Genomic DNA, 22510 nt, shown 5'->3' on the forward strand with positions numbered 1-22510 from the left:
GTCCGAGAGGTCCGGACGGCGGCTAAACCGGCGGTGGGGCGTCTCTTCCCCCGCCTTCGAAATTCGTTGTCTGGGGACGGACACTCCACCGCAACTGAATAAACTAATGTGGCTTCGAAATAGTTTCGGCGGTATGAACAACCGCTACGATGTGGTCATCGCTGGTGCCGGTCCGGCCGGGGGACAGTGCGCACGTGACCTCGTTGCCAGGGGCTACGACGTCGTGGTCCTCGAGACCGAGTCGGAAGACGAGTTCCCGCGCCAGAGCAACAAGTCGACCGCGGGAACGTTCCCGTCGATGATGGCCTCCTTCGGGATCCCGGACGACGTCGTCATGCAGTACACCGACAACGTCGTCCTCGAGTCGCCGACCGATCACTACGTCCAGGAACAGCCCGGCGCGGTGCTCGAGTTCGCCGACTTCAAGCGCTACCTCGTCGAGGACGGTCGCGACGGCGGCGCGGAGTATCTGTTCGACGCCCGCGTCACCGCCCCGATCATGGAGAACGGCGAGATCGTCGGCGTTCGGTACAACGGCGACGAGGAGGTCTACGGCGACGTCGTCATCGACGCGACGGGACCGTCCGCACCGCTGGCGAAGAAACTCGACGTCGTCGACCTGAAACGGGAGAACCACGCGATCGGCATCGAGTACGAGTTCGAGGGGATCGACATCGACCGCCCCGGGTTCGCCGACCTCCGCGACGCGATGATGCTCCGGCTGGACCACGAGATCGCGCCCGGCGGCTACTCGTGGATCTTCCACACCGGCGAGGACACCGCCAAGGTCGGACTCTGTTACATCCAGAACGAGCACCACAGTCGGTACGCCAAGGACGGCCACACGGTCGACGACTACCTCGAGCACTGGCTCGAGACGGATCCCCGCTTCGCGAACGCGACGCGCCTCGAGGGGAAACAACACCGCGGTTCGGCCCACATCCAGCTGCCGGAACGGATGCACACCGACCGGTTCCTGGCCATCGGCGACACCGTCCCGACGGTCGACCCGCTGTGGGGCGAGGGGATCAACAAGTGCATGCAGTCCGGCCGGGTCGCCGCCGTCGCGGTCGACAGCTGTCTCAAACACGGCCTCGAGCCGACCGCTGAGAACCTCGAGGTCTACGACACGCTCTGGCACCGCGACGTCGCGCCCAACCAGCGCAAGCGGCTGCTGATGACCCAACTGCTCTATCTCGCCCCCAACGAGCGCTACGACCAGTTCATGGAGGACCTCCACCGGCTCGACGAGGAGACGCTCGCGGCGGCGAACAACGGAAACATTCTGGCCCTCGCGAAGCTGTTCGATATCGACGACGCGCCGCTGCTCGCTCGCTTCGCGAAACAGCAGCTCAAACTCGGTCAGTTGCTGTAGCTCCCCGTCCGTTCTCGCCGAAAAAGCGAGTCCGATTTCGACCGGCGACGGATCGTCGTTCGTCGACCGTCGACCGCTCGCCGATGCGTCGAAACGCCGTTACCTCCCGGTGAGCCGGCCGTTCAGTTCCGACTACGGAGCAGCGCGATCGAGAGCAGGGTGGCGATCGCGACCGCGACGCCGAATCCGGCACGCTGTCGCCGTCCTCCCCGTCGCCGCTATCGGTCTCGTTTCCATCGGTTTCGTTCTCGCCCCGGTCGACTCGGCGTCGACCAGGCCGCCGGAGACGATCGACCGCCGGCTCTTTCCGCTTGCCCTCCGATTTTCAGTGTAGATGGCGCTTCTCGAGAATTTCGTGCTGGTGTTCGTCGCCGGCCTCGTGACGGCGCTGGCGACCGGGCTCGGCGCCGTCCCCTTTCTCCTGTTCGATTCGATCAGCGACCGCCGGAACGTCGTTCTCTGGGGGCTCGCCTCGGGGATCATGCTCTCGGCGTCGACCTTCGGGCTCGTCGAGGAGGGGCTGGCCGAGGGGACGCCCCTCGAGATCGCGATCGGGATGGCCGCCGGCGTCGCGCTCGTGATCGCCGCCCACGACGTGTTACTGGACGTCGACATCGATCCCCGTGACTACGAGGAGGCCGATTTCAAGAAGCTCGTGCTCATCCTCGGCGTGTTGACCGTCCACAGCTTCCCCGAAGGCGTCGCGATCGGCGTCTCCTTCGCCGACCTCGGCCTCGAGGGCGGTACCCGGCTCCTCGGGTTTACGGTCCCGCTGCTGGCGATCTTCATGACCGTCGCGATCTCGATCCACAACGTCCCCGAGGGGACGGCGATCTCGATCCCGCTGTCGGCGATGGGCGTCGCGAACTGGAAGCTCGTCTGGTGGGCCGTCTTCTCGAGTCTCCCCCAGCCGATCGGGGCGGTGATGGCGTTCGGATTCGTCCGCTACGCCAGGGAGTTCCTCCCCTACGGCTTCGGGTTCGCGGCGGGCGCGATGATCTATCTCGTGCTCACGGAGTTCGTTCCCGAGGCACTCGACGTCGGTCGGGCGCTCCCGCGGGGCGGCAAGCCGGAACTGGCCGCCGGTCTCGTCGTCGGCGCGCTCGTCATGGTGCCACTGACGTTTATCTGAAGGCGACTCGACTCGACCGAGGTTCGACCGAAGCCTGATCTCCAAACGGTCCTGTCCCTCACTCGAGGACGGTTCCGTGTTCGTCGATCTCCCCCTTCACGATCCGCGTCGAGGAAATTCGCTCGCCGTCGGCGGCGAGGACGTAGGGGGCGACGATTCCCGAGATAGGCTCGAGGTCGCGGCGGCGGCGCCGGTCGTTGATCGCCTCGAGTTCGGGCGCCGTCTCGGGGGAGACGACCAGCGCGTCGATCGAGGGGTCGTCCTCGGCGATGTCGTACTCGCTCGTCAGTTCCCGGACCTCGACCTCGCGGCCCCACGTATCGAGTTCGGCGACGGCGTCGGTCACTGACTGCACGCGCTCGTCGAACACGGGGATCTCCCGGGGTTCGTGGCGCGTCTCGACCGCCAGATCGTCGCTCGTCAGGGCGACGACGACGCCGTCCTCGCCGAACCGAAGCGCGTGTTCGAACAGGTTCCGATGACCGTCGTGGAGCGGGCCGAACGTACCGGCGACTGCCACTCGCATGGCTCAGCCGAGTACGGGAAGCCCCATAACTGTGCGTCTCGGGTCGGGTCGGCCGTCGTCCGTCACGGCTCGAGCAGGTCGGCCGTCGTCGCGACCGTCGCGAACTCCCCCTCGAGGTGGGCCAGCGCGGTGCGGTGGACCGTCTCGGCGTCGAACCGCTCGCCGTCGAACTCGCGGTCGAAGGTCGCGGTCGCGTCGGCGACGACGATCGGCTCGAAGCCGAGGTTCTCGGCCATCCGTGTACTCGTCGAGACGCAGTGGTCGGTCGTGAGGCCGGCGACGACGAGCGTCTCGAGACCGCGCTCGCGGAGCCACGCCTCGAGATCGGTCCCGATGAACGCGCTGTTGACCGACTTCACCATCGTCGGCTCGCCCTCGAGAGGCGCCGTCTCGGGTTTGTACGCGAATCCGGGGTCGTCGCCTCGCAGCGGCGAGTCCGGGTCCGTCGAATCGTGGCGGACGTGGACCAGCGGCCGGTCGGCGTCGCGCCAGCGCTCGAGCAGGCGCCCCGCGTTCGTCTCGGCGTCGGAGTTGTTCCGGTCGCCCCACGAGGGACCGTCGAACCCTCGCTGGAAGTCGACGAGGACGAGCGCGGCGTGCTCGAGGCGGTCGGCGTCGGTCGGTGCGTCCGTCATGATTCGAGCGGTTCGACGTCGTCTCCCGGTCGCAGGACGCCGCCCTCGAGGATCCGCGCGCGGAGGCCGCCCCTGTGGACCAGCGCTTCGCGGACGCCCCGCTCCTCGAGGTGGCGCTCGAGATAGGCGCACGGTTCGCAGAGTTCCGTCCCCTCGCAGACGAGGTCGCCGACGCGGAACCGCTCCCCGTCGAGGTGGTTCAGCGCGACGCCCTCGGTCGTGACGTTCCGGCGGTGAACGCCCGGCTCGAGGGCGATGTCGTAGTCGCGTTCGACCGCCTCGAGGGCCTCGCGCTCGATGAAGGTGATATCGCTGCCCTCGCGGTCGGCGAACGTTCCCTCGGTGTCGAAGTAGCGGTCACCCTCGAGTCCGCGACCGGCGACGGCCGTCGCTTCTTCGACTCGGTCCGTCGGCGCCCCCCGTTCGGATGCGACGCGGATCGATCGGACGCTACCGTTCATACCGGTGCATCGAGGGGTCGTGTGAAGTCGTTATGGTTTGGCGACTCGATTATACCGGGCACCCCCCCTGACACGTTCGGCTGCCTCTCACGAACCGGCTGTGCATCGATCAGTGTACTGAACGGGAGATCCGACGGTGAACTGGGGCGAAGACGCATGTCCTGCTACCGCGGACACGAGGGATTCCACACCCTCCTCGACCGTTCGCTTCGCTCAGTCACGAGACGACTTCGCTCACAAGTTCTCGAAGACCTCGCACGGCTTTATCGGCCGTCTTGCTAGCGCTCGACGCCGACAGCGCGCGCCACCGCAGACCACGCGTAACCGCCGGCGGCTCACACCGTCTCGGGCAGCCAGCCGCCGTCGACTTCGATATTTTCGCCGCTGACGTACTCGCTGTCCGGATCGAGGAAGAAGTACAGCGGCGCGATCAGATCCTCGAAGCTCGCGGGCCGGTCCCGCGGGAGTTCGTCGGGGAACTCGTCGGAGTTCTCGACGACGTACGGCGAGACGGCGTTGACGGTGACGGGGTCGTCCTGCGTGTCCGCGGCGAGCATCCGGGTGAACATCAGGACGCCGGCCTTCGCGACGAAGTACGGGAAGTTCTTCGGGCTCACGAGGCCCTTCTCGCTCGAGGCGTAACCGACGTTGACGATCCGGCCGTAGTCGCCCTCGCGCATCTCCGGCAGCGCGCGCTTCGAACAGAGGTAGGTGCCGTTGAGGTTGGTCTCGAGGACGCGGTTCCAGGTCTCGAACTCGAGGTCGGCCCAGTGGGCGGGCGCGAAATCGCCGACGTTGTTGACGAGGACGTCGACGCTCCCGAGTTCCGACTCGACGGCGGAAAAGAGGCCGTCGACGCTCTCGGGGTCGGTGACGTCGCCCTGCACTGTCATCGTTTCGGGGGCGCCGCGGGCTTCGGCCTCGGCGGCCACCTCGCGGGCCGCGTCGGCGCTCGTGTGGTAGTGAACGGCCGTCTTCGCGCCGCGGTCGGCCGTCGAAAGCAGGAGTTCGCGACCGACGCCGCGCGCGCTGCCCGTCACGAGTACCGTCCGGTCCGAGAGGTCTGGTCCGTCCATGTCGCTCCCGTCGGCGACGGCGTGGAAAAAACGCCCGGAACGAGGGCTCACGGGGGCCGCGGTAGAAGTGGATTTACGGTGCTGCCCGAGAGAGGTATCAGTATGACGTTAGAAACAGTGCTACTCGCCGTCGGACCGGGAGACGCCGAACGAATCGACGAACTGGCCGAGGCGGTCGTCGAAGTCGCCGAACCCGCCGACGCGACCGTCGTCCTCGCCCACGTCTTCACGAAAAGCGAGTACGACGACGTCCTCTCCCGACTCGAGTTCGACCGGGAGCAGACGGAGATCGACCCCGACGACGTCGCCCGCCGCCACTCGACGGTCCTCGACTTACAGGAGACCCTCGAGGAGTACGGCGTCGACTACGAGACCCGCGGTGCGGTCGGCGAACACGGCCCGACGATCGTCGATCTCGCGACCAGCACGGACGCCGACCGCGTCGTCGTCGGGGGCCGTCGCCGGTCGCCGACCGGGAAGGCGGTGTTCGGATCGACGGCCCAGGAGGTCATGCTGTCGGCGCCGTGTCCCGTCACCTTCGTCCGGAACGACGATCACGGCAACTGAGCCGTCCTCGCGTCGTTCGCTCGTCCCGGCTAGGACGGGTATCGGATCGATCGGTACTGGGCCGTCAGGTCCGGGTCGCCAGTACCGAACCGCTGCGATCGCGCGACGGTGACGGGCGACGAACGGACCTACCCCTCGTCGGCCCGCTCCTTCCACGCTCGTTCCTGTCGTCGCTCCGCCACGTGTCGCCGGCCGCCGGTCAGTTCCCGGCGGACCCGTCTCTCGAGACTGCGCGCTTCGGCCAGCAGCGTTCGCTGATAGTTCTCGACGACGTCGTACGACCAGCGGTCGTCGTCGACGACGCCGTGAGGTAACAGTTCGTCCCGGACACTGTCGGCGAGGTCGTCGCGACCGCTCTCCCTGAGGAGCCGTTCGGCCTCCCGGAGGTGGTCCATTCCGTGGCCCGTCGCGTGGTGGAACGCGAGCAACTGGCCCTGGGCGCGCTGGAACCACTCGAGGGCGAGTTCGACCTCGTGGACTGCGCGCCGCTCGGCCTCGGCCAGATCCGGAGCAGGTTCGGACTCGCCGTCGGCCGGGTCGGGGGCGGAGTCGGTCTCGCTGGGTGTCTCCTCTGTGGCCATACCTAGGCGTACGTCATCACACCGCATACAACTGTCCCCGGCGACCGCGATCACGGAACGGCGCGGGCGTAACGTATTGGAAACAATACTCGTCGGCGAGTATAATCTGAGTAGTTAAGTACGGGCGCGATTGTCCCTAGGATAGCATGGACTACTATGCGGGCGTCGATCTCGGCGCGACGAACGTCCGTGCCGTCGTCGCCGAGGACGACGGGACGACGATCGGTGTGAGCCGACGATCCACACCGCGTGGCCCGACGGGGATCGACGTCACGGAAGGCGTTTTGCGGACGCTTCGCGAAGCGTGTGGCGACGCCGGTATCGCACCCACTGAAATCGTCGCGGCGGGGATCGGCTCCATCGGTCCGTTCGACCTCGCCGAAGGGGCGGTCATCGATCCGGCGAACCTGCCTGACTCGATCGATCGCATCCCGCTGACGGGACCGATCTCGAAACTGATCGACAGCGACGAGGTGTACCTCCACAACGACACCAACGCGGGCGTCATCGGCGAGCGGTTCCACGCCGATCGCAACCCCGACGACATGGTCTACATCACGATCTCCTCGGGGGTCGGCGCCGGCGTCTGCTGTGACGGCGAGATCATGAGCGGCTGGGACGGCAACGCCGGCGAGGTCGGCCACTGCGTCGTCGATCCGCAGGGTCGGCTGACCTGCGGCTGCGGCCGCGACGGCCACTGGGAGGCCTACTGCTCGGGGAACGCGATCCCCGACTTCGCCCGGCTGCTCGCCGAGGACGATCCGACGATCTCGACTGACCTTCCCCTCGAGGGTCCCGATTTCACGGCCAAGGACGTCTTCGAACTGGCCGGCGAGGACGAACTGGCCGACTACACCATCGAGCAACTCGCTCACTGGAACGCGATCGGCGTGACGAACGTGATCCACTCCTTCGCTCCGATCGTCGTCTCCTTCGGCGGCGCCGTCGCCCTCCACAACGAGGAACTGGTCGTCGATCCCATCCGCGAGCGCGTCGCCGAGATGGTGATGACCAACGTTCCCGAGATCACGGTCACCGATATGGGCGACGACGTCGTCCTCGAGGGCGCCCTCGCCAGCGCGCTGACCGGCGGCACGGGCGACCGCAAGCAACTCTGACGCTCGGCTCTCGAACCTCGAACCGACGGCGCCTCGAGGGCGGGCTCCGATCCGGTCTCGACGCCGAGGCGGCGACGACGTACCGACCTTTGCGTCCGCTTTCCACGTACTTTTGACGCGAGCGACAGTTGATGACGTATGCAGCGGAGAGCATTCCTCCGGGCGGGCGGGGCCGCCGGCGCCGCCCTGACCGTCCCGGGAGCGGCCGCCGGCTCGGCCGCAGCGACGCCGCGCGCCAGCCAGGAGGCCCCCGACCCGTTCGAACCGCTCGGGCAGCTCGAGCTATCCGGCGGCGACCCCGCCGAAGTGGTCGTCGACGACGGCGGCGAGACGGCGTACCTCGCCACTACGTACGGGTTCGCGACCGTCGACCTCGGCGATCCGACCGCGCCGGAGCCGCTCGCCGAACGAAATCAGCTCGAGGTCGACGGCCGGGAGTTCACGCGGATTTTCGACGTCAAAGTCGACGGCGACCGACTCGCGGTCGTCGGGCCCGCAGACGAAGGGTTCGGCGAGTTCAACGGGTTCGAACTCTACGACGTCAGCGACCCCGCTGACCCCGCGGTCGTCGACCGCTACGAGACCGGGTTCCACATCCACAACTGCTTTTTCGCGGACGAACTGCTGTACGTCGTCGCCAACGGTCCCGACGATACCGCGCTCGTCATCTACGACACGAGCGACGACGACACCGAGGAGGTCGGCCGCTGGTCCCTCCTCGATCACGAGCCCGAGTGGGAAGACGTCTACTGGTACGCCCACTATCTCCACGACGTCACCGTCCGCGACGACCTCGCGTTCCTCCCGTTCTGGGACGCCGGCACCTACTTGGTGGACGTCAGCGATCCGAGCGCCCCGGAGTACGTCTCGAACGTGCGCGACCCCGACGTCGGCGACGACCGTAGCTACGGGGGAAGCGAGGCCGTCTACGGCCTGCCGGGTAACGATCACTACGCGGCGGTCGACGACGTCGGCGACCTCCTCGCGGTCGGTCGCGAGTCCTGGACGACTGGCGGCTCGGCGCCGGACGGTCCGGGTGGAATCGACCTCTACGACGTCACCGATCCGACGGCGCCGGACCCGCTGGCGTCGATCGAGCCGCCCGAAAGCGACGACGCGTCCCGCCGAGGCGGCGAGTGGACGACCGCGCACAACTTCGAGTTGCGCGACGGCCGCCTCTACTCGGCCTGGTACCAAGGCGGTATCAAGATCCACGACGTCGGCGATCCCGCCGCCCCCGAGGAACTCGCCCACTGGCGAGCGACCGACGAGGCGGCGCTCTGGACGGCGCGCGTCGCCAACGACGGCGCGACGGTCGTCGCGAGCAGCACGTCGCGGATTCCCGCCACGGACATCGACGGCGCGCTGTACACGTTCCCGACCGGACTCGAGAGCGACTTCGAGACGGGCGGCGACGACACCGACGGCGGCGCGATCGGTGCCCTCAGCGATCGGGTTCCCGGCTTCGGCGGGCTCGGCGCCGGGGTCGGACTCGCCGGCGGCGCGGCCGCCCTCGAGTGGATTCGCCGTCGCGACGACGGTCGGTGATCGAGCGCGCGCCGCTCCGAAACCGTCAGGAACGATCCTGATAGTAGCTAACACGCGTCAAAACCTTATTCAGCGCTCGCGTGTTAGACCGACTAATGACTGATTCCGACGCGGTGTCCGACGCCGAAGCCGACGGCGAGCCGTCGCTCCGAGAGCGCGTCGAGACCTGGCTCAGCCGGGAGATGCCGATCATCCAGATGCACGGCGGGACCAGCGCCGTCCGCGAGGTCGACTCCGAGACCGGCGAGGTCATCATCGAACTCGGCGGCGGTTGCAAGGGCTGTTCGGTCAGCGACGTCACGACGGGCAACATCGAGGCCGAACTCATCAAGTGGCCCGAGATCGACGAGGTCACCGTCCGCGTGCCCGACGCCCGCGAGCAACTCGGCGGTCCCGACCAGGCCGAATCGATCATGGGCGTCGACCGTACGGAGGGCGGCCGCGGCGACTGGGGCTCCTCGAACCCCGGGAAGGACCACCTCTAAGTCGACGTCTTCGCTCTTCGTCCTCGTTTCGCGCGTAGCGTTGGATCGCTCGAGTCGAAACGGTTTTCCACACAAGTACTTCTCGAGACCCCGTCGAACGGGGTGGTTCGACTATCGAAATCGACTGCCCGTGCGGCGGTCAACCGCCGCCGTCTGCCGTGTGGGGACCGCCGCGTCGGACCTTTCGGTCCGTGTGAACGCTCAGCAAACCGCAAGAGGGCGTCGGGTTCGGCTGAATACGCTTTCGAAATGGTTTTAACCGCAACGAGCCAAAGAGACCGATATAAGCGCCTCTGCGCGTGAGCTACAACAATGAGCGACCAACACCAGAACCTGGCCATCATCGGCCACGTTGACCACGGGAAGAGTACGCTCGTGGGACGACTCCTCTACGAGACGGGGAGCGTACCCGAGCACGTCATCGAACAGCACCGAGAAGAGGCCGAGGAGAAGGGCAAGGGCGGCTTCGAGTTCGCCTACGTCATGGACAACCTCGCCGAAGAGCGAGAGCGCGGTGTCACCATCGACATCGCCCACCAGGAGTTCTCGACGGACGCCTACGACTTCACCATCGTCGACTGTCCGGGCCACCGAGACTTCGTGAAGAACATGATCACGGGCGCATCCCAGGCGGACAACGCCGTCCTCGTCGTCGCCGCTGACGACGGTGTCGCGCCCCAGACCCAGGAGCACGTCTTCCTGGCTCGTACCCTCGGTATCGACGAGCTCATCGTCGGCATCAACAAGATGGACATCGTCGACTACGAGGAGTCGACGTACAACGAGGTCGTCGAGGAAGTGACCCAGCTGCTCAAGCAGGTCCAGTTCAACACCGACGACGCTTCGTTCATCCCGATCTCGGCGTTCGAGGGCGACAACATCGCCGAGCAGTCGGACAACACGCCCTGGTACGACGGCGAAATCCTCCTCGAGGCACTCAACGACCTGCCGGCGCCGGAGCCGCCGACGGACGCGCCGCTCCGACTCCCGATTCAGGACGTCTACACCATCTCGGGTATCGGTACCGTCCCCGTCGGACGTATCGAGACCGGTCTCCTGAACACCGGCGACAACGTCTCCTTCCAGCCCAGCGACGTGGGCGGCGAAGTGAAGACGATCGAGATGCACCACGAAGAGGTGCCCAAGGCGGAACCCGGTGACAACGTCGGATTCAACGTCCGCGGCATCGGCAAGGACGACATCCGCCGCGGTGACGTCTGTGGCCCCGCCGACGACCCGCCGAGCGTCGCCGAGACGTTCCAGGCCCAGATCGTCGTCATGCAGCACCCGTCCGTGATCACGGCCGGTTACACGCCGGTCTTCCACGCCCACACGGCTCAGGTCGCCTGTACGATCGAGTCCATCGACAAGAAGATGGACCCCTCGAGCGGCGAGGTCGCCGAGGAGAACCCCGACTTCATCCAGTCGGGCGACGCTGCTGTGGTCACCATCCGTCCGCAGAAGCCCCTCAGCATCGAGCCGTCCAGCGAGATTCCCGAGCTCGGGAGCTTCGCCATCCGCGACATGGGTCAGACCATCGCGGCCGGGAAGGTCCTCGAAGTCAACGAGAAATAAATGCAGCAGGCACGCGTTCGACTCGCGGGTACCAGTCCGGACGACCTGGACGACATCTGCGACGACGTCCGCGAGATCGCGAACAACACCGGCGTCAACCTGAGCGGTCCGATCCCGCTGCCGACGAAGACCCTCGAGGTCCCGACCCGGAAGTCGCCTGACGGCGAGGGCACCGCGACGTGGGAGCACTGGGAGATGCGCGTCCACAAGCGCCTGATCGATCTGGACGCCGACGAACGCGCACTCCGTCAGCTCATGCGCATTCAGGTGCCGAACGACGTTTCGATCGAGATCGTCCTCGAAGACTGACGATCGCGGTTGCGGTTTTCGCCGTTTCTTTCCGTCCGGTAGCGGTGCAGCCGTCGAGAGTATCGAGAGCGGTGAGTCAGCGACGCCACGGCGCCGGTCTCTCTCTCGAGTGCACTCCGACCGCCACCGCTTCGTTCGACCGACTCCGACTCGAGCGGGCCGAAGCGTCCGTGGTCGATTTCCCGCCGCCGAATTACCACCGGGGCTCACAGTAGGCGATCCATAGCCGCCGGTGTCGACGCGGACACTTTTGGGGGGCGCGGTCCCACTAGTCTCCATGGCAGATCGCTCGTCGCAGTCGGGGATCGGGATGCGGTCGGGGACCGGCGCCGAATCGCCGGCCGACGATTCGAGTAGCCCGATTATCGATCTGCTCGCCGTCTTCGTCGTCGTCTTCGTCCTCCAGCAGGTGGCGGCGCTGCTCAGCGTCGGGCTGATGGCCGGCCTGTTCGTCCTGGCGCCGCCGCTGTCGACGAACCCGTGGACGGTCGTGACGAGCGTCTACGCCCACGGCGGCGTCGGCCATCTGGTCTCGAACAGCCTCGCGTTGATCGTCTTCGGCTGGCCGGTCGCACGCGCGACGACGCGGCTCCGATTCCACGCGTTTTTCGCGGTGACGGGCGCGGTCGCCGGCGTCACCCAGATCCTCCTCACGAACGTCGCGGCGTTGGTGACCCCGGTTCCCGCGACGGGCGGCGTGCTCGGCGCCAGCGGCGCGGTCTTCGCCCTGCTTGGCTACCTGATCGCCTCGAACCGGCTGTCGGCCAGCCTGGCCTCGTTCGTCGAGGTCCCCGCGTGGCTGTCGGCGCTGGTGTTCCTCGGGCTCGCGATCGCCGTCACGATGGCCACCGCCTCGCCGGGGGTCGCCCTGCTCGCACACTTCACCGGCCTGTTGCTCGGCCTGGCGGCCGGCCGCGCTCGAGTCCTCCACGTCGGCTCCTCCTCGCGGTCGGGACCCGCGCGGCTCTGAGGAGCGTCGACCTCGAGTCGAACCACCGAGAGACAAGGTATTTTTCCGGTCTGTTCGTACGGAACGTATGGCACCGACTCAGGTCCAGCGGGCGATCGACGTCGCCGAGCGGGAGCTCAACTTCGCGTGGGCGGCCGTCGCCGCCGTCATCCTCCTCCTTGCGGGCCGGCTGCTCCTCGAGGGAACCGCCTCGCTCTCCCGGACCGCGGCCCTGCTAGCCTACGCCGGCGTCGTGACCGCGAGCGCGTTCGTCCGCGTCCGGCGGTGGGCCGGGATCTGGTTTCTCTGGGCGGCCTTCGCGACCCACTTCGCGCTGACGTTCTCGGCGGCCGGGATGGGGACCGTCGCGCTCGTGCTCCTGCTGGCCGCCGGCGTGTTGGCGGTACTGGGTGTGCAGGACGTTCGTGGTGTGCTCGAGCGGTGATCGTGTGCCGACTCGAGCGTGGGGACGGCTGTCGCGCCGCTTCCGAAACACAAGCTACAAATAGAAACCCCGGTTAGAAAGGGGCGAGGGCTCGTAGATCAGTGGCAGATCGCTTCCTTCGCAAGGAAGAGGCCCCGGGTTCAAATCCCGGCGAGTCCACTATTTTGCGCCGCGAGCAAATTCGCGAGCGGCGCACATAGTCGTCGAAGGTGGGATTTGAAGCCCTGGAAGTCGCAGCGCGAGCGGAGCGAGCGACCGTCTTCCTTCGGGTTCAAATCCCGGCGAGTCCACTTCTTCACGTCGCTTCGCTCGTTCAGTCGTGGACTCGCCGTAGTCACACTCGTTTCGCTCGCGTGACTCCCGGCGAGTCCATTCGGCTGGCGCCGACACCGTAATCATCATACTGCGTCGGCATCCGTGCTTCTTCAACCGTGGTGTTTAGTTATCGGACTCAAGAGCAGTGATTCGACGCTGCATCTCGTCACGAATCCACGTCGCTAATTCCGGAACGGGTTCGTCGGCTTCCGGTGCCCAGAATTCGAACGTCTGAGCCGGTTTGAGGAAGGTAACGATTCGATACAGCGGAATCCGCTTTTCATACCCCTCGGGTAAGCTACCAGCTTGATTTCGATACCCCGCTCGTAGTGCCCGCCGAAGTCGGTCGGGGTCGTGGACTGGCGGTTGCTCGATCTGTGTCGCTTCTACACGGCAGAGGTCAAACGACGGGTCACCGACAAGCGATTCTTCCCAATCGACGAGTCCGACCGTGGAATCGTTCGACTGGACTAAGCAGTTCTTCCGATTTGGGTCGCCGTGGAGGAGCGATACCGGGACATCAGTGAGTCCCTCGCGGTGTTCCTTGAGAACTTGTTGCACGAGGTTCGGAAATTCCTTGAAGCGGTCAGAGAAAACCGTCCGTACGCGCTCTTCGATTGTATTACAGAGGACGGTAACCCACGGGCCTTCTTCGAGGGAGAGGTTGTCGGCCGTTCCCCCCAGAATCCGCCCGCTTTCCTCGAATCGAACTGAGTGCAGATTCGCTATCGCTTGACCGACCTGATACAGCATCGACTCGCGCTTGGCGGTTGATACACCTGACCAACGGGTAACGATGGGTTCACCTGAGAGGGCAGTAGTCGCGAGATAATACGGCTCGCTTTGCACGCGAGCGGACAGTACGGGTGGCACCCGGATTTCTGCACGGGCGTTGAGATACCGAAGAACTGCACCGGCCCTTCGAATCCGACGGATACCACCGTCAGTCACCAGTTTGAGATATGCCTGCTCGCCGTTAGAGAACGAAATCCGATAGGTTTGATTCCATGGATGCTGGGATTCTGAGGGGCTGTCTATCTCAGAGACGTTACGGTCCGGGAACGCCCGTTCTAATGCATCGGAAAGAATCTCCCCCATTTGTGTTGGATAGTGTATAATTGCAGAAGAATCTTCGCTCTGTGTCGAGCAACGACGCTGTTACAGAAGGGCACCGAACTGAATGTACCCGGCCCCTTGAAGGCGGGGTCGGCCCGCGATCGCGTTGCGTCGCCTGCGAGGTCCTCGATTCACTCGTTTTGAATGTCTATACGCTAGAACTCTACATCAGCAGCCGCTACCGCGCCCTACCTCGTTAGGCGTAACAACATCGCGTTCTCCGGCTTCAGGGCTGGTATGGAACCGATAACGACTCGCAGAGTAGCGCTAAAGCGGCCACCAAACCCATCGATACGTCTCTCGTTCGGTATCTTCTGGCTGGCCGACCTCGTCGCTACGGTGTTCCTCTTTCTCGACCCGTACGCCAGCGAACTCAATCCGATTACGATCCGCTTCTACGAGCTGATCGGGTTACCCGGTGTCGTTCTTGCGGGAAGCATCTACGCCGCCGGAATCGTCTTGATCGGACACTACCTCTCGAAACCGTACGATGCACTGTTCGCTATCGGTGCCGTTCTCGTGTACGCTCTCTGTGCGAGCAACAACGTCATCCTCCTCCTGACCGGGGAGGCGTTCCTCGAGGCGCTCGTCAGCTAGCGAGTAAACCGTTCCGGGGACCTTGAAGCTGCGATCCCGCTTGTCTGTCTCGATCCCGATCGTCTTGTCACGGACCGAAATCTCGTCGATGCCCTCGTGCTCTGTCACGGAGACGTGAGTTTCAAGCGTCAGTCCGCGCCTCGAGCCACTGCTCGAGACGCTCGACGACGAGCGCGGCCACGACGTCGCCGATCCGCTCGGGGGCGTCGCTCAGGTCCCAGACGTACTCGCCATTGCGGGTGACGGTCACCCACTCGACGAAGTCGCCGCGGTCGAGCTCGAGCAGGAGGTCCTCGAGGACGGCCGCGTTGAGCCGACAGTCGAGGACGTCTTCGACGCGGCCGGCCAGCTGGGACGTGGTCGCGAGGACTCGGTCCTCGCCCGCGGGGAGGGGGCGGTCGGGGGTCGACGGGGCGGGGGGTTGGACGGGCATACTCGACCGATCGGTAGGAATTCGAGTCATATTAATGTAGGTGGTACTCTCGATGCCGTGACTGTCGGGCCGACCGACGCCGCGCTACGCGGGGCTCGAGACGCCGCCGCGGCGCGCGGATCACGGGGTCTCCATCAGGACCGGTCTCGGGCCGGCGGCGCACTCGTACGGAAACGACAGCGTCACGACCGTCCCGCCGTCGGGGCGGTCGGCGAACCGCAGGTCGCCGCCGCCGTTCTGGACGATCCAGTTGACGAGCCACAGCCCCAGTCCGGAGCCGTGCTCGAGTTGCGTCTCCGCGCCGTCGAGGACCGCCCGGCGCTCCGTTTCGGGAATCCCGTCGCCGTCGTCCGCGACCGTGAACTCGAGTCGGAGCTCGCCGTCGTAGTCGACGGCTCGGACCGCGACCTCGACGGTCGGGCCGTCCGTCCCCGCTTCGTCTGCGGCCGAGTTGTGCTCGACGGCGTTGTCGACGAGTTCGTTCAGGGCGTCGACGACGCTGCCGTCGACGGTCGGCGTGGTCGCCCTCGCCCCCGACTCGTCGGTTCTGGACAGGACCCGCGCGTCGGGGTAGGCCGCCCGCGCGCGGTCGACGACCGAGCGAACCGCCGCCGTGGCATCGATCAGATCGGCGTCCCCGTTGCGCTCGAGCGTCCGTTCGACGCCGCGGGCCTTGTCGGCCGTCTCGATCAGGTCGGTGGTCTCCTCGAGGATCGGTCTGACGTGCTCGCGCTCGAGGGCGGGCTGTTTCTCGCTGATGAGGCTGGCGTGGCCCTTGATGACGGTCGCGGCGTTCCGGAGATTGTGCCGGAGGACGCGGTTGAGCACCTGAATCCGCTGCTCCCGGTCGCGCTGTTCGGTGATGTCGCGGGCGACGACCACGTAGCCGTGCTCGAGGGCGCTGACCGTCACGTCCTGGGGAAACGTCGTCCCGTCGGCCCGCTGACCGATCAACGTTCCGCGCCAGTAGTTTCGCTCGGCGAGGGCCGGGTGCACCTCGCGGTCGATCGTCGCCTGCGCGGCGTTCGTGTACCGCTCGGCCCACTCGGTCCCCTCGATCGTCGCCGCGTCGTGAACGCCGTAGAGGGAGGCGTAGGCGTCGTTGACGTAGGCGTGTTCGTCGTCGACGACGACGGCGATCCCGTCCATCGAGGCGTCGACCGCCCGCGAGAGCCGTTCGCTCTCGCGGTAGTAGTGGGTGAACTCGACGTAGGTGTGGCCGAGCAGGCCGCCGAAGGCCATCCCGGTGCTCAGCGCGCTGATCACCGGCTGGGTTAACCCGCCGGAAAAGTCCATTCTGACGGAGAGGAGGTAGATACACCAGGCACAGAAGAGCGCGACCATCGCGCCGCAGGTGATCGAACCGACGGTGACGATGTCCGCCCGCCGCGTCGTCTCCTCGTCGGTCCGCGTCCGCAGCCCGTACCAGACGTGGCCGAGTCCGATCGTCGTCGGGACGCTCGCCTCGAGGACGAGCAGAAAGACGGGGCCGCCGAACGTCGCGACGTACGCGGCGACGATCGCGAGCAACCCGAGCCCGGCGATCGGAACCGAGTACTCCCGGACGTACGTCGACGTGCGGCGAGCACTGGTGAACATCGTCGGAACAGTACGTGATGGGAAGACGACGATGATAAATCAATTGGCAATTCTCTCGACACCTCGGCCGGCGACTCCGTTCGCCGACCCCGACTTGTTTGGTGATAGACGTCGTCTTCGAGCCACATGAGGACGCTCTACGCGGCGATGCGAGACCGGCTCCGCTGTTACGCGGGCGACGAATCCGAACCGGGCGGGATGAGCCACGCGAGCACTCGACTCGAGGGCCACCGGATCGAGTGTCTCGCGGCCTCGCGGGCGGCCCCCGAGCGAGTCTTCGTCGGCACCTTCGAAGACGGTCTGTATCGCTCCCGCGGACGGGCCACGGAGCCGGGAGAACGAGAGTTCGAACGCCTCGAGACGGACTTCGTCAGCGAGGCCGTCACGGCGCTGGCGATCAGCCCTCGCGATCCGGACGTGGTCTACGCCGGAACCGAACCGAGCCGCGTCTACCGCTCGGCCGACGGCGGCGACACCTGGACGCACCTCGAGGGGCTGACCGACCTCCCGTCGGCCGACGAGTGGGCCTTCCCGCCGCGACCCCACACCCACCACGTCCGCTGGCTCGAGGTCGACCCCGTCGACCCCGACCGACTCTACGTCGGCATCGAAGCGGGCGCGTTCGTTCTGAGCCCCGACGGCGGCGAGACGTGGCGCGATCGCCCCGAGGGGTCGCGCCGAGACAACCACACGCTCGCGACCCACGGCGACCGCGAGGGCCGGGTCTACACTGCCGCCGGCGACGGCTACGCGGTGAGCGACGACGGCGGCGACTCGTGGCGCCGCCCGCAGGAGGGCCTCGAGCACACCTACTGCTGGGGGCTGGCCGTCGACCCCGCCGACCCCGACGCGGTCATCGTCTCGAGCGCCAGCGGCGCCCGGACGGCCCACACGGCCGAGCGGGCCGACTCGCACGTCTACCGTCGGCTCGGCGACGAGCCCTGGGAGCGACTCGAGGGCCGCGGCCTTCCGACGGGCGCGGGCGTCGTCCGCGCCGTCTTCGAGACCACCGACGCGGGCGGCGTCGTCTACGCGCTGCACAACCGCGGCCTGTTCCGCAGCGAGGACTTCGGCGACTCCTGGGCGGCTATCGATACCGACTGGGGAGAAGGCCTCGAGGCGCAGGCGCCGCGCGGACTGGTTGCGCTTTCGGACTAATCGAGTCACCCAGTCGACTGCCGGAGGGCACCGTCTCGCTCGAGAACGATACCGATCGCGACGGCGTGAACGGGTGCGACGAGGGCGCTGCTCAGCACCGGCCCCACGACCGGGAGAAGCGAGAGCAGCCACGCCGAGAGTCCGATTGCGAGGAGCAGCGCGAAGAGAGACCAGCCGCGTCCGTCCGCAAACCGGCCGCTCTCCCGGAGTGCCGGCCGCAGCGGTCGCCCGGCGACGAGCAGTCCCGGAACGAGGAAGAGCCGCACGAACAGCGCGAAGTAGATCGCCAAGGGGACGAACCCCCATAGCCCCATCTCCTGGAGGACGGCGATGGAACCGAACAGCCGCTGGAGCAGGTCCAGCGCGACGACGAATCCGAACAGCGAGGCGACGGCTTCGATCCGAACGGGTCGATCCATCACGCGGGCCATCGTGGCGGCGCCGGCGACGGTGACTGCGACCAACGGCAGGACGTACAGGGCGAGCCCCCAGCCGAGGTAGTGCGGTTCGAGCCCGATCAGCGACTCGAGCGGGCGCAGCGTCTGGCCGATCCCCGTCGGATAGCCGACGTACTCGATCTGAATATTGACTCCGTCCGTACTCAGTCCCGTCCGCTCGAGGGTCGGAATCGGATCGCGTCGGTGGCGCCAGTCGACGACCGCGAGGAGAAGCCCAACGAGGAGAAACGGGACGAAGAGGACGGGATCGTACCGAAGGCGAGAGAGTGCGACCGAGAGCGGGTTTCGCTGCCCCCGGCGGAATTCGGGCGGATTCGACTGATGATCGCGTCCGTCAGTCATTGTTACTCGGCCTCCTCGAGGGCGAGCAGCCCGTCGTCGGTGAGGACATACAGCACGCCGTCGCCGACGATCGGCTGCGTGAAGTATATCGACTCCTCGTAGCGCCACCGTTGCTCGCCCGTCTCGGCGTCGATCGCGACCAGTTCTGGGAACTGATACCCGAGGTAGACGACGCCGTCGGCGACGACCGGATCCGTGTCGGGAACGTACTCGGCGGTCCACTCCCGCTCGCCGCGCTCGAGGTCGATCGCGTGCAGCGACTCCTCGCCGTCGGTGACGAACACCGTTCCGTCGGCGACGGCGGCGCTGCCGTCGGTGGCGTTCCCGTCGTGGGTGTACTCCCACAGAACGCTGCCGTCGGCCGGATCGAGCAACACGACGCCAGTCCGATAGGGAACGACGAGTCCCTCGTCCGTCGCCGTCGGCGGGTGGAACTCGTAGTAGGTCATCGGCGTCTCTTCCCCGGGATCCGGTTTTGCGCTCCAGTGAACGTCGCCCGTTTCGGCGTCGAAGGCGACGACGTCTCCGGGATAACTCGAGACGTAGACGACCCCGTCGCGGACCGCCGGCCGATTCGATCCGGTCGACCGTTCGTCGCCGACCGTTCGCTCCCACCGGACGCGACCGCTGCTCGCATCCAGCGCGACGACGCGGTCGGTGTTCGGGACGATCCCGTACACCGTTTCGTCCGCGGTGACGGGCGACTGTTCCCGCGGCGACGAACTGGACCACCGCTGGCTCTCTTGACCGGGATTGTGCCATCGTTCGGTGCCGATCGACCGGCCAAGCACCTCGTATCCGCCGCCGGCGCTCAGGCCGTATAGTCCCTCTCGGCCGCAGACGGCGAGGGTGTCGCTTCGATACGCTTGCGCCGGGGCTCGAGCCGGTGACGACCAGTACTGGCCGTCCCGCGTGAACCGAATTTCGCCGGTGTCGCGTTCGAACGCGACGAGCGACTGCTGACCGACCGCGTACAGCGTCTCCCCGACGAGAATCGGCGCCGACAGTCCGTACATGTTCGACTCCGTGTCCTGCTGCCACGCGCCCTCGACGCCGTCTTTCGGTCCCGTCGCGCTCGGATTGTAGCCGGTTCCACTGGAATCGTAGCGTACCATCGGCCAGTCGGTCTCGCCGCTCGTCGAGGCGGACGCGGTGTCGGCGGCGAACTCGACGTCAAGAACGCTCGCGCCGCCGGCGATTCCGACGGCGCCGAGTCCGACGCCGGCGAGCAGTCGTCGTCTGGAGGGCATCGATCGACCCGTCGCGCGGCGGACGTGTAAGTTCTTTCATCGCTTCGGGCCGAATTCAACCACGAGCCGACGGATTCGGGGGGTCGACGAGCGCGGGTCGATCGCGGATCGTCCCGTCGGTCGGCAACGGTGGGGTGCTTCGAAATCCTTTTAGTCGCGACACGGGGATAGTAGGGTAACTGAGTGATATCATGGACGTCGACATCATCTCCGAAACGGAGAATCCCATGTTGCATCGAACCGACGTGACCTTCGAACTGTCCCACGAGGACGCGACGCCGGAGCGCCTGCAGGTCCGGGACAGTCTCGCGGCCAAACTGAACAAGGACGCCGACGAGGTCGTCGTCCGCAAACTCGACACGAAGTTCGGGATGCGAAAGACCGTCGGCGAGGCCAAGGTCTACGACACGGCCGACGACGCCCGCGACGTCGAGCAGGACCACATGCTCGAGCGAAACAAGATCGGCGCCGAAGAGGCCGAGGCCGAGGCGGACGCCGAAGCGGAGGAAGCATAAATGCCACGACACGAACTCTACGACGACGACGGCAGCACCGAGCGCGAACAGTGCCCCCGCTGCGGGGACGCTTTCCTCGCCGACCACGGTGACCGCCAGCACTGCGGCAAGTGCGGGTACACCGAGTGGGAATAGCGAGGGATCGAGCGCAGCGAGAGTCCTCGAAGATGCGAACGGACGCATTGCGTCCGTGAGCAAGTAGCGGCCTTCTCTCCGCGCGAACCGACCGACCGAGCAGTCGCAGTAGTAATCCGTGAGTTCTGACATCCGAATCCTCGGGATCGAAGGCACCGCCTGGGCGGCCAGCGCAGCCGTGTACGATTCCGCGACCGACGACGTCTTCATCGAGAGCGACGCCTACCAACCCGACAGCGGCGGCATCCACCCCCGCGAGGCCGCCGAACACATGCACGACGCGATCCCCCGCGTCGTCGAGACCGCCCTCGAGCACGCCCGCGAGACTTACGACGAGCCCGCCGACGAGGCACCCGTTGATGCCGTCGCCTTCTCTCGAGGGCCGGGGCTCGGCCCCTGCCTGCGGATCGTCGGCACGGCCGCCCGGGCGCTCTCGCAGGCGCTCGAGGTGCCCCTCGTCGGGGTCAACCACATGGTCGCCCACCTCGAGATCGGGCGCCATACGGCGGACTTCGACTCGCCGGTCTGTCTGAACGCCAGCGGCGCCAACGCCCACCTGTTGGCCTACCGCAACGGCCGCTACCGCGTGCTCGGCGAGACGATGGACACGGGCGTCGGGAACGCGATCGACAAGTTCACCCGCCACGTCGGCTGGTCCCACCCCGGCGGCCCGAAAGTCGAGGCGGCCGCCGAGGACGGCGAGTACGTCGACCTCCCCTACGTCGTCAAGGGGATGGACTTCTCCTTCTCGGGGATCATGAGCGCCGCCAAGCAGCGGTACGACGACGATGTTCCGGTCGAGGATATCTGCTTTTCCCTGCAGGAGAACATCTTCGGCATGCTGACCGAAGTGGCCGAACGCGCGCTCTCGCTGACCGGCAGCGACGAACTCGTGCTGGGCGGCGGCGTCGGGCAGAACGAGCGCCTCCGCGAGATGCTCGCGGAGATGTGCGCCCAGCGCGGGGCCGAGTTCCACGCGCCCGAACCCCGATTTCTCCGGGACAACGCCGGCATGATCGCCGTGCTCGGCGCGAAGATGTACGACGCCGGCGACACCCTCGCGATCGAGGAGTCTCGCGTCGATCCGAACTATCGCCCCGATCAGGTCCCCGTCACGTGGCGCAGCGACGAACCGGAGCTCGCGGCCGGCCGCGGAGCGGACGGCGGCGAGACGCAGGTTCGCGGCGCCGAAGCGCTCGTCGACCTCGAGCCCGCTCGCGGCCGCGTCACCAAACGCCGCGAGTCGAAGACCTACCGACACCCGCAACTCGACGACCGACTGCGCCGCGAGCGGACGACCCTCGAGGCCCGCCTGACCAGCCTCGCGCGCCGCGAGGGGGTGCCGACGCCGGTGCTCTCGGACGTCGATCCGCGGGAGGCGCGCCTGGAACTCGAGTACGTCGGCAAATGGGATCTCCGCGACGAGTTGACCGCCGAACGCGTTCGCGACGTCGGGCGACACCTCGCGCGGCTACACCGGGCCGGGTTCGTCCACGGCGATCCGACGACGCGGAACGTCCGCGTCGGGTCCGCGGACCCCGATGCCTCCGGAACCGAGCGGGCGGCCGAGGCCCGCGAGCGGACCGTCCTCATCGATTTCGGGCTCGGCTACCACACCGACCACGTCGAGGACTACGCGATGGACATCCACGTCTTCGACCAGAGCCTCGTCGGCACCGCCGACGACCCCGACCCGCTCCGCGAGGCGCTGCGGGAGGGCTACCGCGAGGTCGGCGAGGAGCGAGTGCTCGAGCGCCTGCGGGACGTCGAGGGGCGCGGCCGGTACGTCAGCGACGACGGCCAGGAGTAA

Annotated in this window: 25 protein-coding genes and 1 tRNA gene; 16 read left to right on the forward strand and 10 right to left on the reverse strand. The window is 66.8% G+C overall.

What is annotated here, in order from left to right; genetic code table 11:
* The first annotated feature begins 133 nt into the window (after positions 1-133).
* Positions 134-1375 (forward strand): digeranylgeranylglycerophospholipid reductase, encoded by a 1242-nt coding sequence (locus tag HTZ84_RS00205; protein ID WP_174678832.1) that lies wholly within the window; start codon positions 134-136, stop codon positions 1373-1375.
* A gap of 334 nt (positions 1376-1709) precedes the next feature.
* Complete coding sequence (locus HTZ84_RS00215; RefSeq protein WP_174678833.1) at positions 1710-2507, forward strand: ZIP family metal transporter; 798 nt, start codon at positions 1710-1712, stop codon at positions 2505-2507.
* A 58-nt stretch (positions 2508-2565) separates the two neighbouring features.
* On the opposite strand, the gene HTZ84_RS00220 is transcribed toward HTZ84_RS00215, so the two are convergent.
* From HTZ84_RS00220 to HTZ84_RS00235, 4 genes are all read right to left on the reverse strand, one after another.
* Positions 2566-3033, reverse strand: a complete 468-nt coding sequence (locus HTZ84_RS00220) for a phosphopantetheine adenylyltransferase (RefSeq protein WP_174678834.1) — start codon at positions 3031-3033, stop codon at positions 2566-2568.
* 62 nt (positions 3034-3095) lie between these two features.
* A complete protein-coding gene (locus HTZ84_RS00225) occupies positions 3096-3668 on the reverse strand; it encodes a cysteine hydrolase family protein (RefSeq protein WP_174678835.1) in 573 nt (190 codons plus the stop codon).
* The gene (locus HTZ84_RS00230; protein ID WP_174678836.1) at positions 3665-4129 is read right to left on the reverse strand and encodes an MOSC domain-containing protein; all 465 of its coding nucleotides are present in this window, start codon (positions 4127-4129) and stop codon (positions 3665-3667) included. The genes HTZ84_RS00225 and HTZ84_RS00230 overlap by 4 nt, the downstream gene beginning before the upstream one ends.
* 335 nt (positions 4130-4464) lie before the next feature.
* Positions 4465-5205, reverse strand: coding sequence for an SDR family NAD(P)-dependent oxidoreductase (locus HTZ84_RS00235; protein ID WP_174678837.1), 741 nt, complete (start codon positions 5203-5205; stop codon positions 4465-4467).
* Positions 5206-5307: 102 nt separating this feature from the next.
* On the opposite strand from HTZ84_RS00235, the gene HTZ84_RS00240 reads away from it, so the two are divergent.
* On the forward strand, positions 5308-5772 hold the full coding sequence (locus HTZ84_RS00240; RefSeq protein WP_174678838.1) for a universal stress protein: 465 nt from the start codon (positions 5308-5310) through the stop codon (positions 5770-5772).
* Between the two features lie 128 nt (positions 5773-5900).
* Here the strand turns inward: HTZ84_RS00240 and HTZ84_RS00245 are convergent, their stop codons facing one another.
* Entirely contained in the window at positions 5901-6353 is a 453-nt protein-coding gene (locus tag HTZ84_RS00245) for a hypothetical protein (RefSeq protein WP_174678839.1), read from the reverse strand.
* Positions 6354-6499: 146 nt separating this feature from the next.
* On the opposite strand from HTZ84_RS00245, the gene HTZ84_RS00250 reads away from it, so the two are divergent.
* From HTZ84_RS00250 to HTZ84_RS00285, 8 genes are all read left to right on the forward strand, one after another.
* On the forward strand, positions 6500-7471 hold the full coding sequence (locus tag HTZ84_RS00250; RefSeq protein WP_174678840.1) for an ROK family protein: 972 nt from the start codon (positions 6500-6502) through the stop codon (positions 7469-7471).
* 138 nt (positions 7472-7609) lie between these two features.
* A complete protein-coding gene (locus HTZ84_RS00255) occupies positions 7610-9019 on the forward strand; it encodes an LVIVD repeat-containing protein (RefSeq protein ID WP_174678841.1) in 1410 nt (469 codons plus the stop codon).
* A gap of 95 nt (positions 9020-9114) precedes the next feature.
* Complete coding sequence (locus HTZ84_RS00260) at positions 9115-9504, forward strand: NifU family protein (protein ID WP_008894013.1); 390 nt, start codon at positions 9115-9117, stop codon at positions 9502-9504.
* A 312-nt stretch (positions 9505-9816) separates the two neighbouring features.
* Positions 9817-11079, forward strand: coding sequence for a translation elongation factor EF-1 subunit alpha (gene tuf / locus HTZ84_RS00265; protein WP_174678842.1), 1263 nt, complete (start codon positions 9817-9819; stop codon positions 11077-11079).
* Positions 11080-11388: a 30S ribosomal protein S10 gene (gene rpsJ, locus HTZ84_RS00270; RefSeq protein WP_004215311.1), complete on the forward strand. Its 309-nt coding sequence runs from the start codon at positions 11080-11082 to the stop codon at positions 11386-11388.
* Positions 11389-11665: 277 nt separating this feature from the next.
* Positions 11666-12358, forward strand: coding sequence for a rhomboid family intramembrane serine protease (locus tag HTZ84_RS00275; protein WP_174678843.1), 693 nt, complete (start codon positions 11666-11668; stop codon positions 12356-12358).
* Positions 12359-12425: 67 nt separating this feature from the next.
* Positions 12426-12782: a hypothetical protein gene (locus HTZ84_RS00280; RefSeq protein ID WP_174678844.1), complete on the forward strand. Its 357-nt coding sequence runs from the start codon at positions 12426-12428 to the stop codon at positions 12780-12782.
* A gap of 87 nt (positions 12783-12869) precedes the next feature.
* Positions 12870-12941: transfer RNA gene (locus HTZ84_RS00285), tRNA-Ala, on the forward strand.
* A gap of 279 nt (positions 12942-13220) precedes the next feature.
* Here HTZ84_RS00285 and HTZ84_RS00290 read toward each other — a convergent pair.
* Positions 13221-14195, reverse strand: coding sequence for a phosphotransferase family protein (locus HTZ84_RS00290; RefSeq protein WP_174678845.1), 975 nt, complete (start codon positions 14193-14195; stop codon positions 13221-13223).
* A 357-nt stretch (positions 14196-14552) separates the two neighbouring features.
* On the opposite strand from HTZ84_RS00290, the gene HTZ84_RS00295 reads away from it, so the two are divergent.
* Complete coding sequence (locus HTZ84_RS00295; protein WP_309138843.1) at positions 14553-14810, forward strand: hypothetical protein; 258 nt, start codon at positions 14553-14555, stop codon at positions 14808-14810.
* A gap of 121 nt (positions 14811-14931) precedes the next feature.
* Here HTZ84_RS00295 and HTZ84_RS00300 read toward each other — a convergent pair whose 3' ends face one another.
* Together HTZ84_RS00300 and HTZ84_RS00305 are read right to left on the reverse strand one after the other, a co-directional pair.
* Positions 14932-15243, reverse strand: a complete 312-nt coding sequence (locus HTZ84_RS00300) for a hypothetical protein (RefSeq protein WP_174678847.1) — start codon at positions 15241-15243, stop codon at positions 14932-14934.
* Between the two features lie 120 nt (positions 15244-15363).
* On the reverse strand, positions 15364-16842 hold the full coding sequence (locus HTZ84_RS00305; RefSeq protein WP_174678848.1) for a sensor histidine kinase: 1479 nt from the start codon (positions 16840-16842) through the stop codon (positions 15364-15366).
* A gap of 126 nt (positions 16843-16968) precedes the next feature.
* Between HTZ84_RS00305 and HTZ84_RS00310 the strand changes: the two genes are divergently transcribed.
* Positions 16969-18000, forward strand: a complete 1032-nt coding sequence (locus HTZ84_RS00310; protein WP_174678849.1) for a WD40/YVTN/BNR-like repeat-containing protein — start codon at positions 16969-16971, stop codon at positions 17998-18000.
* 5 nt (positions 18001-18005) lie between these two features.
* On the opposite strand, the gene HTZ84_RS00315 is transcribed toward HTZ84_RS00310, so the two are convergent.
* Together HTZ84_RS00315 and HTZ84_RS00320 are read right to left on the reverse strand one after the other, a co-directional pair.
* Complete coding sequence (locus HTZ84_RS00315) at positions 18006-18800, reverse strand: hypothetical protein (protein ID WP_174678850.1); 795 nt, start codon at positions 18798-18800, stop codon at positions 18006-18008.
* Between the two features lie 2 nt (positions 18801-18802).
* A complete protein-coding gene (locus HTZ84_RS00320) occupies positions 18803-20050 on the reverse strand; it encodes a PQQ-binding-like beta-propeller repeat protein (RefSeq protein ID WP_174678851.1) in 1248 nt (415 codons plus the stop codon).
* Positions 20051-20241: 191 nt separating this feature from the next.
* On the opposite strand from HTZ84_RS00320, the gene HTZ84_RS00325 reads away from it, so the two are divergent.
* The 3 genes from HTZ84_RS00325 (at position 20242) to HTZ84_RS00335 (ending at position 22510) form a co-directional block, all read left to right on the forward strand.
* The gene (locus HTZ84_RS00325; RefSeq protein WP_008894027.1) at positions 20242-20565 is read left to right on the forward strand and encodes a 30S ribosomal protein S24e; all 324 of its coding nucleotides are present in this window, start codon (positions 20242-20244) and stop codon (positions 20563-20565) included.
* Positions 20566-20700, forward strand: a complete 135-nt coding sequence (locus tag HTZ84_RS00330) for a 30S ribosomal protein S27ae (protein ID WP_126661995.1) — start codon at positions 20566-20568, stop codon at positions 20698-20700.
* A 118-nt stretch (positions 20701-20818) separates the two neighbouring features.
* Positions 20819-22510, forward strand: coding sequence for a bifunctional N(6)-L-threonylcarbamoyladenine synthase/serine/threonine protein kinase (locus HTZ84_RS00335; RefSeq protein ID WP_174678852.1), 1692 nt, complete (start codon positions 20819-20821; stop codon positions 22508-22510).

It is taken from the genome of Haloterrigena gelatinilytica (assembly GCF_013342145.1).
Taxonomy (GTDB): domain Archaea; phylum Halobacteriota; class Halobacteria; order Halobacteriales; family Natrialbaceae; genus Haloterrigena; species Haloterrigena gelatinilytica.